The sequence below is a fragment of the Dyadobacter subterraneus genome, from assembly GCF_015221875.1.
In the GTDB taxonomy this organism is placed as follows: domain Bacteria; phylum Bacteroidota; class Bacteroidia; order Cytophagales; family Spirosomataceae; genus Dyadobacter; species Dyadobacter subterraneus.
Genome location: NZ_JACYGY010000002.1, coordinates 83,965 through 98,355, shown reverse-complemented (window position 1 = coordinate 98,355; position 14,391 = coordinate 83,965). Strand labels below are relative to the sequence as shown.

Here is a 14,391-nt window from a genome sequence, read left to right as displayed (position 1 = left end):
GACAAGTTTTTGAATATGAATGCTTCTCTAGATATCCTTCCGCTTAGTAGTTGGATCAATACCGAAGGAAAACCTTTGGTAATCGCCGGACCTTGCAGTGCAGAGACCGAGGAACAAATGTTGGAAACCGCAAGCCAGATCAAAAAAGAAGGATTTGCACACGTGCTTCGTGCCGGAATTTGGAAGCCAAGAACTCGTCCTGGAAGTTTTGAAGGAATGGGTGAAGCGGCTTTGCCATGGTTGCAAGCTGCAAAAAAAGAAACTGGATTGCCTGTTGCTATTGAGGTTGCAAATCCTCAGCATATAGAACTGGCATTGAAATATGGTGTAGATATTCTTTGGGTAGGTGCACGTACCACAGTAAATCCATTTAATGTTCAGGAATTGGCAGAAGCACTTAGAGGTGTAGATGTTCCGGTTCTTGTTAAAAATCCTGTTAACCCGGATTTGCAGCTTTGGATTGGTGCTCTTGAACGTTTGAACCAGGCAGGTGTTAAGAAATTGGGTGCAATTCACCGTGGTTTCTCTAACGCACAGGAAACAAAATATCGTAACTCTCCCATGTGGAATATTGCGATCGAATTGAAAACATTGTTTCCTGAACTTCCTGTGATCGGTGATCCTAGCCACATGGCTGGTAAGCGTTCATTGTTGTTTGAAATTGCACAACGTGCGCTTGACTTGAACTACGACGGTTTGATCATCGAATCTCACCGTGATCCGGATAAGGCGTGGTCTGATGCTTCTCAGCAGTTGACTCCTCCTGCTTTGGCAGAAATGTTGCATGAACTTCACGTGCGTAAGGAATCTTACCCAACTGATTACCAGTCTCAACTGGAAGTTGTTCGTGGTAAAATTGATCACCTTGACCGTGAATTGCTTGAAAATCTTGCAAACCGTATGTCATTGGTTGAAAAACTTGCTGAGTACAAACGTGATAATAACGTTGCTGCTTACCAGGTTGATCGTTTCCGTGAAGTTTTGGAAACGCGTGCAGCATGGGGAAAAAGCTTAAACCTTTACCCAAATCTTGTTGACGAACTTTTCAAACTTGTTCATATGGAATCTATCCGTAAACAAACTGAGGTTATGAATCAGATCAATGCTTAATATTGATTTAGATTTAGATAAAAAAAAGGGTCACTTTCTTCACGAAAGTGACCCTTTTTTTTACATTTTCCCTATCAAATATAGCCATAAGCATAGCTGAAAATACTATTGTATACCTTATTCGTGCTTGAATCAGTAAATTTTAATAATTGGGTTACCAATTGACTTTTGGCATTGTACTGATAATTATAGATCGTCGAGCCTGATATTAATTTTCCTACCAGCGTCATATCATTGGCAGTGCTCCCGTTACTGTAAAGAAGATTGGTAGTTTTAAAAGACTCAGTTGTTTTCTTCATTAACTCACCTCTTTCATTGTATTCATTTTTTATCAGGACTTTGTAGGCGAATTTCAGACCTGTTTTTTCAAGAACGCTTGAATTTTTTGCAATATCGTGACTTATGAAAACAGAATCTGTTTCAGTTTGTATTTTACCGCTGGCATCATAATCAAAGTAAAGTTTCGAAACCCAGAGCGGATATGGAAAAATGAAAGTCCCCAAAGAGGCGGAAATCAAATAGTTTTTCTGCTCTCTTCTAACCACCCTGTTATTTTGATAAATCAATGAATCGGTTGAGGAAGGCAATTTGCGGCCACCGTCATCAATATCGGTAATTTTTAATAATTGATCCGATGAGCCGTAAGTGAAAATCTTACAATATTTCAGACTGCTCTCCATACTGTTTAATGCTTCATTATCCCTGTATCCTTTTTTAGTGCCATATTTAGAGCTTTTTTCTAATATGATCATACCGTTCCGATCAAGCTGGTATTGTGTTGTCACGCTGTCGTATGGAAGGTAAACTGATTCAGTGATCGAAATTACAGAAGTCTTAGGATCTGAATTATTATCATCATTTTTACAGGAAATAATTGCAATGCCAAAAACAGCGGTGATAATTAAGAATAGCTTTTTCATAAATGACGAAATCGAGTGGCTAATAGTCAATATTATGGATCAATAAATAATACAATCTATTGCAATGATAATAAATATGTAACTGCTTTTAAATTTTCTCTGCTTTCAAAATTCTGTCAATTTCTGTCGCCCAGATTTTATATCCTTTTTCATTCAGATGGGTTTTATCAACCGCAAATTCCGCTTTTAATCCTGTCGAATCAGAAATCAACGGATTCAGATTGATATACTTAATATTGTGCTTCTGGCAATATTCTATCAAAAAATCATTGAGACGATCAACTTCTGCTTTGCTTACAGGATCATTTTGTTCGTAAAATGTTAAGGTAACAATTGGAATAATGTTGTTTGATTGGATCGTTTTTAGAATGGTAGTATAATTTTCCTGAATCTTTTCTGCTGAAACGCCAACGGTAATATCATTAATCCCGGCTTCGACAAAGCAGATTTCTGGATGTCTTTCAATCACATTATCATTTAACAACCCAAGAAAATGATAAGTATTAAGCCCGGCAAAACCACTGTTCAATACATCCGTCCTGCCCAGAAGTTCGACCCATTTTCCTTGCGCGGTCAGGGAATTTCCAAACATAACAATCTTTGAATCTCCTTTCATAGAAACGATTTTTTGAATCAGTTTATCCCGAAAAATGTACGCGCATATACCAATGAAAATCAGATTGAATAACAGCGAGAAGATCAGGAGGTTTTTTATTTTCATTTTAACCTGTTTTATTCAGATACTCAGGAATGATATTAATAAGTTAAGGTCATAAATTACCCAAACTTATTAGCTTTGTGCAACATTGTTACACCAATAATAATTTTAATTAATGCAGTCAACAACAAAAATCATTAAAAAACTTGGCTTGCTCGGATTACTTTCTCTGGGAAATGTAATGGTCCAGGCCCAGGATATCAAGCTTGATTCGGTAAAAGCGGGTGAGTTTGATATGGGTAAAATGTGGACGTTCGATACGCCGCCTGCTGAGTATTTTAAAAAGACATACAATTTCACTCCGGATGCAAAGTGGTTTGAAAAAGCCAGATTATCTGCTTTGCGTTTTGCGACTTATTGCTCCGCTTCGTTTGTATCGGCCGATGGCTTAGTCATGACAAATCATCACTGCGCAAGAGAATCGGGTGTCGCTGTTCAGAAAAAAGGAGAAGATTTTCTGGCGAACGGATTTTATGCAGCCAAACTTACGGATGAAAGAAAAGTGCCGGATTTGTTTGTTGACCAGCTAGTGAAAATTGAAGATATCACAGCCAGGATGCAGAAAATTGAAGATCAGGGAGAATCTGATGCAGAAAAAACGCAGCTGCGCGATCAGGCTTTTGAAACCATAAAAAAAGAATATCAGGAAAAAGCAGACTGGAAAGGTCTGGAAATTCAGTCGGTAAGTTTTTATAGCGGAGGACGTTATTCTTTGTATGGTTTTAAGAGATATAATGACGTAAGAGTTGTTTTCATGCCGGAATTGCAAATGGGCTTTTTTGGAGGTGATCCGGACAATTTTACTTATCCGCGATACAATCTGGATTGTTCATTTTTCAGGGTTTATGATGATAATGGAAAACCGCTGCATACTGATAATTATTTCAAATTCAATCCTGATGGCGTAAAAGATGGCGAGCCGGTTTTTGTTGTTGGAAACCCCGGAAGCACTGGTCGTTTGAGAACAGTTGACGAACTTGAATTTGACCGTGATCTGGTTATGCCTTTCACTTTACAATTATTGAAAAACCGTTCGCTTGCTTTGCAGGAATATAACAAAACGGCAAAAAGCGACAGCATCCTGAATGAGATTTTTAGTTATGAAAACAGCTATAAAGCTTACAAAGGAAGATATGATGGAATGAAAGATCCTGTACTGATGGCCAGGAAAAGAGATTTTGAAAAGACTTTCAAAAAAGCCGTTCAGTCAAATCCTAAACTTTCGGCAAGCTTTGGTACCTGGGATAATATTTCAGAAAATGTCAAAATCTTACGTTCTGTTCGTAATGATATCGCGATCATGCAGCCGAATCCGCTTTCCAGAGGAGAGTTATTAACTTTTGCACAGCAATTGGTTGATTTTGCCTCGCTTTCGAAAACAAATCCTGATCGGGCCGCGACTTTGAAAAGTACTTTAAAAGCTTTCAAACCGGAAATCCCTTCCTTGGAAGAATCGTATCTGATGTCTCATTTTGAAGAATCGGTAAGTTTCTTGAAAAAGAATGATGAATATCTAAAAGTTGCTTTGGCTGGGAAATCTCCCAAAGAAGCTGCGATTGCTGCGTTGAAAAATACAAAACTGAGCGATGAGGCTTACGTAAATTCCTTGTTGGATGGCGGTTCAGCGGCCATTGAAGCTTCTCAGGATCCATTGATCAAACTGGCGAGAATTTCCCAGCCAAGATTTATGACAGGCGCCATTGCATCCCGTGACGCCAATGCAAAATTGAATGTAGAGCGTGCCAAATTAGGTCGTTTGCTTTATGATGTGTACGGAACCAGCATTCCGCCGGATGCGACGTTTTCGCTACGGATCAGTGATGGTCTGGTTAAGTCCTACAATTATAACGGAACAACTGCTCCAATAAAAACGACTTATTTCGGAATGTATGACCGCTACGAAGCTGCTAACGGCGTATTTCCATGGTCATTACCAAAACGCTGGTTAAATCCGCCACTTGATTTGCTGAAAGCACCTGTTGATTTTATTTCTACCAATGATATTATTGGCGGAAATTCTGGTTCTCCGATGATCAATCAAAAACTGGAAGCTGTGGGATTAATCTTTGACGGGAATATGGAAAGTTTGCCCGGCTATTTCATTTTCGCTCCGGATGCCGGAAATCGCACTGTTTCTGTGCACGCAGGCGGAATGATTGCGGCGATGAAACATATTTACAAAGCAAATAGATTAGTAGAGGAATTGACAAAATAGAAAAATCAGCTTCTGGCGAATTGGAGAAATCGCCAGAAGCTGATTTTTTAACAAGACTGATCGTAAGCGTCTTCTCCCAAATTGAAACATCTTCTGCACCGCGCTTCATACAAATCTGTTTCCCCTAAAAGTACTCTTTCATTGGATTCAGAAAGCCGGTAGGAGTGCGAAGCCACTTCTCCGCAAACCATGCAGATTGCATGAACTTTGGTAACATATTCTGCGACTGCCATTAATTGAGGCATACAGCCAAAAGGTTTTCCGAGATAATCAAGATCTAGTCCGGCGATGATCACACGTTTTCCTGAATTCGCCAAAGCATCACAAACGCTTACAATGGATTCGTCAAAAAACTGCGCTTCATCCAGTCCGATTACTTCTGCATTTTCAGACAAGGCAATGATTTCAGAAGAAAGCTCCACCGGCGTTGCTTCAACGGAATTCTCGTTGTGCGAAACAATGTTCTCCACATGGTATCGTTTATCCAAAGCAGGTTTGAAGATTTGTATTTTTTGGCGCGCAATTTTGGCACGATTAAGTCTACGGATCAATTCTTCGGTTTTTCCCGAAAACATAGATCCGCAGATAACCTCAATCCATCCGGTACGCGGGTGTTGGTGGTGTCTTGTATGAGAAGGCTCAATAAACATAGCAGCCGTGAAATAAGTTGAATCCGTAATTGACTGCCCGAACAGCCATTTTTTATTTATCTTTACAAATCAAACACATTTTTTAAACACTCTCGTTACAAAGCTCGTATTCGTTATGCCGAATAGTTTGAACTCAAATGCTCTAAACCAATATGCTTCCCGTTTCACGGCAACTGTCCTGAACGAAGTGTATCGTAATCAGGCTGTTGTAAAAGGCTCGGAATTACTCAAAATTACACCTGTACGCCAGGTGAATCTGGGTATATTAAACCGTTTGTTTGACCAATGGAAAAATAACGCCCAGGCTTTCCGGAGCATATATTTTGATTTTGAAAATGAAGAAGTAAAGGCTGCATTGCAGGCTTTTATGAATACTGTTTCTCAAAACATTGCTGTAAAACGTGCCGATCTTGAACCTTTGCTTCTGGATTCCGTAAAAGATACAATTACGCTTATCTATACACCGGAAGTTTATTTTGAAGAAAAATTAAGAGCGATGCCTGAATCGGTTTTTACAACAGAAAAGGCTGAACAGCTTTCAAAATATACCCAGATCCATAACGGTATTGCAAAAGCTTTGGCGCAGCGTCTTGCCGAAAGCAGTTCTGATTCTGTTTATATGACTCAGGTGATTGGTTGGTTGTATGAAATAAAAAGCGATGCTGATATTCTGGACGATGTGACGCCATTTGTTAGTCAGTTTTCAGAAATATTGACGCTTGATTCGTCTGAATTATTGCCGGTGATTAATCCGGTTTACGCGCCATTACCAACTGGCAGACATGAACCGAAATCGTTTTTCGATGCTGCGCTTTCAGAAATCGATACGATCAAACCGGCTGCGCCTTCTGCACCGCCTGTGCCGCAACGTGCTGAGCCGGGCGTTGAAATACTTTCCAACATTGTCTCCAAGACGAATTCTTCAGAGAGAGAATCTTTGAATAATCGTTTTAAAGTTGACGTTCCGAAAGTTTCTGATGAAAGCAGATATGGAAATGTCCAGGTTAAGGTGGAAAGCATTGCCGGATCTATTCCGTTGGGACAGCGTTTTATGTTTGTGAATCAGCTTTTCAGCAAAAACAGTGAACATTTCGATAAGGCGATTTATGAACTGGATCTTGTAAAAAGTTACGAAGAAGCAGAAAATCTGATCTGGCATCGTTATGCATCCAAATATGCGTGGGATGTAAATGGAGAAGCTGTATTGGCATTATTGGCCATCGTTAAACGCAAATTTAATTCTTGATATAGTTTTTTGAAATAGCATTTTACTGGCGTAGTAAATATGAGAGAGCAATCTGCATATTTTACTCGACAGAAAAACTTCCTTCGATCCTTCGTTATTTTTTCGATATTATCCTTCAAAAGCTTCGCCGATGGGAATCCATTTCCCATCGGTGCAAGAGCCTGGGGTTTGGCGAATGCAACAGTGGCCCGCTCTGATTATTATTCAATCGGAAATAATATAGCCGGACTTGGCGGGATTTCAAATATAGCCATCTTCTCTACTTACGATTCTCATTACGGTTTTGATGGAATAAACACTTTGGGTTTTGGTGCCGTTTTACCTTTATCAAAAGATTTAACAACGGGATTTTCCATCCAACGTTTCGGAGATAAAACTTATAACCAGATTGCAATCGGAGTAGGTGCCGGCCACAGGGTTAACCGATTCAGTTTAGGTTTGAAAATGAATTATCTGCAAACGGCTATCAGCTCTTCAACAATCATTTTAAGCAAAAAAGCAATGGTTTTTGAGTTTGGCGGGATTGCAATGATATCTTCAAAACTGTATTTTGGAGCGCATATGTTTAATGTTACCCAATCCCATTATTCCGGTGAAACGCATGAAGATATTGACACAGCACTGAAAACGGGATTTTTGTACAAACCGTCAAAGACTGTTCAGTTAAGTGTAGAGGTAGAAAAAGTTACAGCTTATCCAATGAATTTCCGGGCAGGGTTGGAATATGAAGTGATGACCCATTTTTTTGTAAGAACAGGAATCGCTTCACGACCGCAAACCAATCATTTTGGAATAGGTTTTAAAGGAAGTAAATTTCATATAGATTATGCCGTTCATACACACCCGCAATTAGGATGGTCGCATCATTTTTCTTTGGGGTATGTACTTCATTCAGATAAAGAATAACAGAGACAACTTGATATAAATTAATTTTGGCTATAAATTTTTAATAATAAGCTATGGAAGATTTTGGTGAAAATGTTGATCTGAATTCTATTGAATTTGCTTATAATCAATTACTTATAAATCGTCAAGAATCAAATCATTATAATGCTGAGCTTGCAGTATGCAAAGAAAAGACAATATTGTGGAAAAGTGCAAATCTGGCGTTTTATGACGGCATTGAAAAAATGCTGATTCCCTTTTTTCTTAAAAAGCGAATATATAGAAATCTTAAATCGGGTACAGGAAGCTTTGAAGGAATGTCTTTTTTTATTGTTTCGAAAAATGAAGGAAAGTATGAATTTGAAATTATGACTAAGATTTCGGACAATAAATATGAGGAAAGCCTGGATGCGTATGCGGATTTCTCAGGATTGATGGTTATTGAAGATATTTTTGGTGAATTTGTCAAGGGATATACCATTGATGGAGGGAAAATTTTAGGGGTTGTTAAAAAAGCAGAGCATAAGGATGATGATGCTTGTGTACCAATTGAATGGTATTCGTTTGAGGATAATGGAAAAATGATGACAGCAAGAGTTTTAAGCCATATAGAGTATTAGTGCCCTGATCCCAGTATTGTCCCGCTTGCTAAGGATAATATCTATACTTCAATTGGTCGGATATCCAGATCAGTTAGAGAAAGAAGATATGTACATCCGGAACATAGAATAGCTATCCAACTAATTACGGGCAATCCAACTACTGAGTAGTGACTTTCATAACTTTCAAACCAACCTCAAAAACATCTCCTTAGCCTCCTCAAACGCATTCAAATCCAATAAATTCGGCTCTTTTTTCTCCATCATAAAATCAAGTAACCGTTCCGTAGGCATATTTCCTATCAGATCGTCCTGAGCCATCGGGCATCCGCCGTAACCTAATAAAGCTCCGTCAAATCTTCGGCAACCTGCGTTATATGCTGCTTCAATTTTTATTTTCCAATCTTCCGGTTTTGTGTGAAAATGAGCACCAAATTCCAGATGAGGATTGGCAGGAATTAATTGATTAAATAGAGAACTAATATCATCGATTAGCGCTAAACCAACCGTATCAGCAAGTGAGAAAATAGATATTCCGAACGCAGATAATTTTTCAATCCATTGCAAAACAATTTCCGGATTCCACAGGTCACCATAAGGATTTCCAAATCCCATCGAAATATAGATGACCAGTTCTTTATTTTTCTGCTCACATAATTTCTGGATTTCCTGAACGCGGTTTAAAGATTGTTCAATAGTAGAATTTGTATTTCTTAACTGAAAAGTTTCGGAAATTGAAAACGGATAACCCAGGTAACTGATCTCGTCAAAATCACAGGCTTGGGCTGCACCTCTTTCATTGGCGACAATTGCCAAAAGTTTGGTGGTGGAATTCGTAAGATTAAGTTTGGAAATAATCTCGGCAGTATCACTTACCTGCGGCATTGCTTTTGCCGAAACAAAACTTCCAAAATCGATGGTATCGAAGCCAACGCGGAGCAGTGTGTTCAGGTATTCAATTTTCTGATCGGTGGGGATGAAAGGATGGTGGCCTTGCCATGCATCACGTGGGCATTCGATTATTTTCATGAGAAATTTGTGATTTAATTCTGGCGGATTAAGCCTTAACATTTATGCTTTGAATTATATCTACAAATCGTATAACAAACTTATCAGGCACTTGGTTTTTTAACCACAAAGCACACAAAGTTTTACACGAAGGGTACAAAGAGTAATAATACAACCTTTGTTTTTTCTTTGTGTAAAACTTCGTGCGCTTAGTGGTTAGTTTATTTCAAAATCGGCGCTAAATCCTTTTCGTTTTCAGCCAACCATGCTGTGATTTCTTCAACAATCTGGCGGATACCAATTTTTGGTTCCCAGCCAGTCATGGCGGTTACCTTGGTATTGTCTGTCAGATACAAACGTATATCAGCAGTACGTGTTTCAGGAACAACTTTAATCGGAATGGTTTTTCCGGTTACTTCCTGACAAATTTTGGTAAGCTCCTGCAAGGATGCGCTGCTTTGCAAACCGCCACCTGCATTCAAAATTTCTCCGTTTACCTTATCAAGATTGTGAAGCTGCCAGTCGATCAAACGGTATAAATCAGCCACGTGCAACATATCACGCATTTGTTTTCCTGTTCCACCGTAACCGAAATAGCCCAGTTGCTGCTCAAAATAATGTTTTGCAATCCAAAGCACCATCACGCCCTGATCCACTTTTCCCATTTGCCAGGGACCAGTGATTACACCGCAGCGGTTGATTACAGTACGCAAATTGTAAAATTCATTATATTCCTGAATGATCAATTCAGATGCAAGTTTTGTAGTTCCGTAAAGAGAACGTGCACCATTCAAAGGAAAATCTTCTGCAATTCCTTTTGACGAAACACCTGGAAACAGCTGATCGTCAGCCAAAGAAAATCTTGTTTCTTCTTCAACAAAGTTTAGTGTTTCAATCGTTTTGATCGGATAAACACGGCTTGTCGAAAGAAATATAAAATCAGCTTTATGTTTAAGCGCGTAATTCAGACAATTAACCGTTCCAACAAGATTTGTGTTGATCAGATAATCCGGCGTTCCATCCAGGCCCGCCAAAACTGACGGTTCAGCAGATGCTTCAATTACTGAATCCACGGCTGGAAATTCTTCGAAATCTTCTTTGTTACGAATATCACCATGGACGAATTCAACTCCTGCCTGCTTTAACCGGCTCAGGTTCAGCTCGGAACCGCGGCGTTTCAAGTTGTCAAGTGCGAAAATCTGGTAATCAGGATAATTTAGTTTGAGTGATATCGCCAGTGCCGATCCTACAAATCCGGCTCCACCGGTAATAAGTATTTTCATGAATAATATTGGTATATGAGAGATTGAATGAAAGTGTGTTCATTTCCAGCATCAAAGTTAGGATCATTCAGCAAATTTGGGTAGCGAAGTGGTGGATTTTTATGGAATGGTGCTGAATTAAGATTTTATCCGTTTCGGAAATAAATCCATCAAGTATAAAGTAAGTAACTAATTTTAATACCTTTAACACATAAAAAGATTTTTGCCACAAATGCCGGGTTTGCTTCGTACGGAGTTTAAAGTGATATCGCTATATGAGAATTTTTACTATCTGCTTTTTTCTGATTTATCATATTGCCGGTAGCACTTATGGGCAAATAGCTGCTTTACAACCTACTGTACCGGATAACGTTCCGGAATATCCCTTATCGCTTTACCGGTCAGCGACAAAAGAAGCCCAAAATCTTTATAACGGACGCCTCTATTATATATATGATTCACGAGAAGATGAACATCAGTTTTTCATTGACAGAAAATATGAAAAAGGAGCTGTTTTTTATGATGGTCAACGTTACGATAGTATTCCTATGTTGTACGATATCGTTAAGGATGAGCTGGTTATAAAACATATTAATGGTTTTGAACCCATAATTCTTCAAACGCCCAAAGTCGGTTTTTTTATCATTTACGATCACAATTATCTGAATCTGAAATCCGGGAAAGACATCAATCCCGAGATGCCGACGGGTTACTACGATCTTATTTATAACGGAAAAACAAAAACGCTGGCTCGCAGAATAAAACAGCGTCAGGAAAAAATTAATGAAAAGAAAGTCATCGCTTTATTTCCGCAAAAGAATTTTTACTATGTCTATGCAAACGGTAAATATAACGGCGTACATACCCGAAAGTCAATAACGAGACTTTTTCCTGGGCAGAAAGCAGAATTACGTAAGGCTTTGCGTGAGCAAAATATCAAATTTCGGAAGGATCGTGAAAGAGCAATAGTAACGATGGTTGCACGCTATGACGAATTAACTAAACAATGAAAATATTCAGAAACTTTACGATTCTTATCTGCATACTTTTTTTCTCTCAGCTAGCCAGGGGGCAGAACGTCGCAGAACCACGTATCACGATCCATCTGGATTCTGCACGTTTTAACGATTTTGTCAAAGATGTGGAAAAACAGACCGGCTATTTCTTCTATTATGATGCTGCCCGATTCGACAGCCTTACAATCGATCTGGATGTAAAAGATCAAACGATACGGACTGTTCTCGACCAGGTTTTTCGTGGGTCGGATTTTACATATGCGCTCGATGCCGGGAAACGTGTGTACATAACCGAAGGCCAACGGATCATCACACAATTACAGCCTGGTTTGTTTAATCCCAACAGCGGCGACGCATCCGAGCCGGTCGCCTATGTCGGGCCGGATAATGACGCACAGGAAAAACTGCTTTCAACAGCAGAAAGTAAGGTGCATGAAATTGGAGTCAAACGTTATAAAATTCCTCCTGGCAATTCTACTATAACTGGTTATGTCCGCAGCGCCATTACGGGTGAACCTGTTATCGGTGCCGCTGTTTTTATTGAAACACCTTCCATCGGCGTTTCAACCGATGCGCTTGGATTTTATTCCTTAACGATTCCACGTGGCAAGCAAAAACTGAAAATCAAAAGTTTTGGTATGCGCGAAACCCAGCGTCAGGTAATTCTTTACTCGGACGGGAAACTGGATATCGAAATGCGTGAAAGTGTGATCGCACTGAAAGAAGTTTCTGTGAAAGCAGGAATGGATAAAAATGTGGTGAGCACAGATATGGGTCAGGTAAAACTGACGATCAAAAACCTGAAACAGGTACCGACTGTTTTTGGCGAAACAGATTTATTAAGAACAGTTTTAACACTTCCAGGCGTAAAATCAGTTGGAGAAAACAGTACAGGTTTAAATGTGCGCGGAGGATCAACAGATCAAAACCTGATTCTTTTTAATGATGCTGTGATTTACAATCCATCTCATCTTTTCGGGTTTTTCTCTGCTTTCAATCCCGATGTTTTAAAAGATGTTGAATTGTATAAAAGTACGATTCCGTCGAAATACGGCGGCAGATTATCATCTGTATTGGATATCAATAGTCGTGATGGAAATAAAAAGAAATTTGTAGCATCGGGTGGAATTGGTTTGGTAACTGGACGACTTACCGTAGAAGGTCCGATTATAAAAGATAAAACTTCCTTTATTCTGGGTGGCCGTTCAACATATTCAAACTGGATATTAAAACGTCTGGATGATAACAAATACAATAAAAGTGCCGCCAATTTTTACGATCTGAACTTGCAGATCAGTCATGAAATTAATCAGAAAAACAGTATTCTGTTGACGGCTTACATGAGTAAAGATAAATTCAGATTATTTGGAGATACTACTTATTCGTATCAAAACCAGCTTGGCGCAATTAAATGGAAACATACCTTCAATTCCCGCCTTTACAGTGAATTTACGGCAACGCATAGCCAGTACAAATATCATATGGAAAGCCAGGGTTTGCCGCTCAATGCTTTTGATTTGAAATTTGATATTAACCAGTCGCAATTCAAAGCGGATTTTAATTACATTCTGCATCCAAAACATACCCTGAATTTTGGTTTGAGTTCTGTTTATTACAAACTCCATCCGGGATCTTTTACGCCACGCGGTGAACAATCACTGGTCATAGAAGATCATTTGCAGCAGGAGCAGGCTTTGGAAAGTGCGCTTTATATTGAAGATAAATTTGAAGTAAATCCACGTCTTTCCATCAACGCAGGTTTGCGTTATTCTTTTTATCAATATCTCGGACCAAGAACGGTGAATAAATATGTTGCCGGCTATCCAATTGACAAAATTTATGAAGACGGAACACAGACATATGCTTCCGGAAAAAAGATTAAAGGTTACGGTGGACCGGAATACAGGCTTTCCATGCGCTACACGATTTATGACAATCTGGCGCTGAAAGTAAGTTATAACACGTTGCGTCAGTACATACATTTGCTGACCAATACGATGACGGTTTCTCCAACAGATATCTGGAAACTTAGTGATCAGTTTATCAAACCACAAACCGGAGATCAGCTTTCTGTCGGGCTATATAAAAACCTGAGAGGAAATAAAGTTGAAGTTTCTTTGGAAGGGTATTACAAAAAGATCCACAATTTCCTTGATTACAAAGGTGGCGATTCGCTGATTATGAATCCGCGGATTGAAGCTGCCGTTTTGGGTACCCAGGGTAAAGCGTACGGTGTTGAATTAATGGTTAAGAAAATGACCGGAAAGCTGAATGGCTGGATTGGTTATACCTATTCCCGGACACTTTTACGCGCCCTGGACCGCGATTCTCCTGATGCTCCGAATAAAGGAAATTATTATCCGAGCAACTATGACAAACCGCACGATTTTACGATGATCACCAATTATAGATTTACCCACCGGTTTAGTGTTTCGTTCAACTTTACGTACAGTACAGGTCGTCCTTACACACCACCAATTGGTAAATATATTATCGATGGGGCGGAGCGGGTTTATTATGCAGACAGAAATCAATTTAGAATTCCTGATTATTACCGGGCGGATCTGGCAGTAAATATTGAGGGAAATCACCGCGTGAAAAAGCTGGCGCATAGTTCATGGACACTCGCGGTATATAATTTATTAGGTCGGAAAAACCCGTCTTCTGTTTATTTCCAGACCGTAAATGGACAGGTAAATGGTTATCAGCTTTCGATTTTCGGACGGCCGATTCCGACAATTACCTATAATTTCAGATTTTAA

General features: G+C 39.3%; 12 protein-coding genes. 7 read left to right on the top strand and 5 right to left on the bottom strand.

Going from position 1 to position 14,391, the window contains the following annotated elements; translation table 11 throughout:
- Positions 1-15 precede the first annotated feature (15 nt).
- Positions 16-1,110, top strand: a complete 1,095-nt coding sequence (locus IEE83_RS25660; RefSeq protein ID WP_194123636.1) for a chorismate mutase — start codon at positions 16-18, stop codon at positions 1,108-1,110.
- Positions 1,111-1,184: 74 nt separating this feature from the next.
- Here IEE83_RS25660 and IEE83_RS25655 read toward each other — a convergent pair whose 3' ends face one another.
- Positions 1,185-2,030, bottom strand: coding sequence for a hypothetical protein (locus IEE83_RS25655; RefSeq protein WP_194123635.1), 846 nt, complete (start codon positions 2,028-2,030; stop codon positions 1,185-1,187).
- 88 nt (positions 2,031-2,118) lie between these two features.
- A complete protein-coding gene (locus IEE83_RS25650) occupies positions 2,119-2,751 on the bottom strand; it encodes an SGNH/GDSL hydrolase family protein (RefSeq protein WP_194123634.1) in 633 nt (210 codons plus the stop codon).
- Positions 2,752-2,863: 112 nt separating this feature from the next.
- On the opposite strand from IEE83_RS25650, the gene IEE83_RS25645 reads away from it, so the two are divergent.
- Positions 2,864-4,963: a S46 family peptidase gene (locus IEE83_RS25645; protein ID WP_194123633.1), complete on the top strand. Its 2,100-nt coding sequence runs from the start codon at positions 2,864-2,866 to the stop codon at positions 4,961-4,963.
- A 47-nt stretch (positions 4,964-5,010) separates the two neighbouring features.
- Here the strand turns inward: IEE83_RS25645 and IEE83_RS25640 are convergent, their stop codons facing one another.
- Positions 5,011-5,613, bottom strand: a complete 603-nt coding sequence (locus IEE83_RS25640; RefSeq protein WP_194123632.1) for a thymidine kinase — start codon at positions 5,611-5,613, stop codon at positions 5,011-5,013.
- Positions 5,614-5,728: 115 nt separating this feature from the next.
- On the opposite strand from IEE83_RS25640, the gene IEE83_RS25635 reads away from it, so the two are divergent.
- The 3 genes from IEE83_RS25635 to IEE83_RS25625 are packed head-to-tail and all read left to right on the top strand — an operon-like array spanning position 5,729 to position 8,364.
- Positions 5,729-6,859, top strand: coding sequence for a DUF8457 domain-containing protein (locus IEE83_RS25635; RefSeq protein ID WP_194123631.1), 1,131 nt, complete (start codon positions 5,729-5,731; stop codon positions 6,857-6,859).
- Between the two features lie 39 nt (positions 6,860-6,898).
- On the top strand, positions 6,899-7,765 hold the full coding sequence (locus IEE83_RS25630) for a PorV/PorQ family protein (RefSeq protein WP_194123630.1): 867 nt from the start codon (positions 6,899-6,901) through the stop codon (positions 7,763-7,765).
- Positions 7,766-7,818: 53 nt separating this feature from the next.
- Positions 7,819-8,364 carry a hypothetical protein gene (locus IEE83_RS25625; RefSeq protein ID WP_194123629.1) on the top strand — a complete coding sequence of 182 codons (546 nt, stop codon included), beginning with the start codon at positions 7,819-7,821 and terminating at the stop codon, positions 8,362-8,364.
- Positions 8,365-8,529: 165 nt separating this feature from the next.
- Here the strand turns inward: IEE83_RS25625 and IEE83_RS25620 are convergent, their stop codons facing one another.
- Positions 8,530-9,372 (bottom strand): hydroxymethylglutaryl-CoA lyase-like TIM-barrel protein, encoded by an 843-nt coding sequence (locus IEE83_RS25620; RefSeq protein ID WP_194123628.1) that lies wholly within the window; start codon positions 9,370-9,372, stop codon positions 8,530-8,532.
- 200 nt (positions 9,373-9,572) lie between these two features.
- A complete protein-coding gene (locus IEE83_RS25615; RefSeq protein ID WP_194123627.1) occupies positions 9,573-10,634 on the bottom strand; it encodes an NAD-dependent epimerase/dehydratase family protein in 1,062 nt (353 codons plus the stop codon).
- A 254-nt stretch (positions 10,635-10,888) separates the two neighbouring features.
- Here IEE83_RS25615 and IEE83_RS25610 point away from each other — a divergent pair, with 254 nt between their 5' ends.
- Both IEE83_RS25610 and IEE83_RS25605 read left to right on the top strand, forming a co-directional pair.
- Positions 10,889-11,623: a hypothetical protein gene (locus IEE83_RS25610; RefSeq protein WP_228102077.1), complete on the top strand. Its 735-nt coding sequence runs from the start codon at positions 10,889-10,891 to the stop codon at positions 11,621-11,623.
- Positions 11,620-14,391 (top strand): TonB-dependent receptor, encoded by a 2,772-nt coding sequence (locus IEE83_RS25605; protein WP_194123626.1) that lies wholly within the window; start codon positions 11,620-11,622, stop codon positions 14,389-14,391. Before IEE83_RS25610 ends, IEE83_RS25605 begins: the two co-directional genes overlap by 4 nt.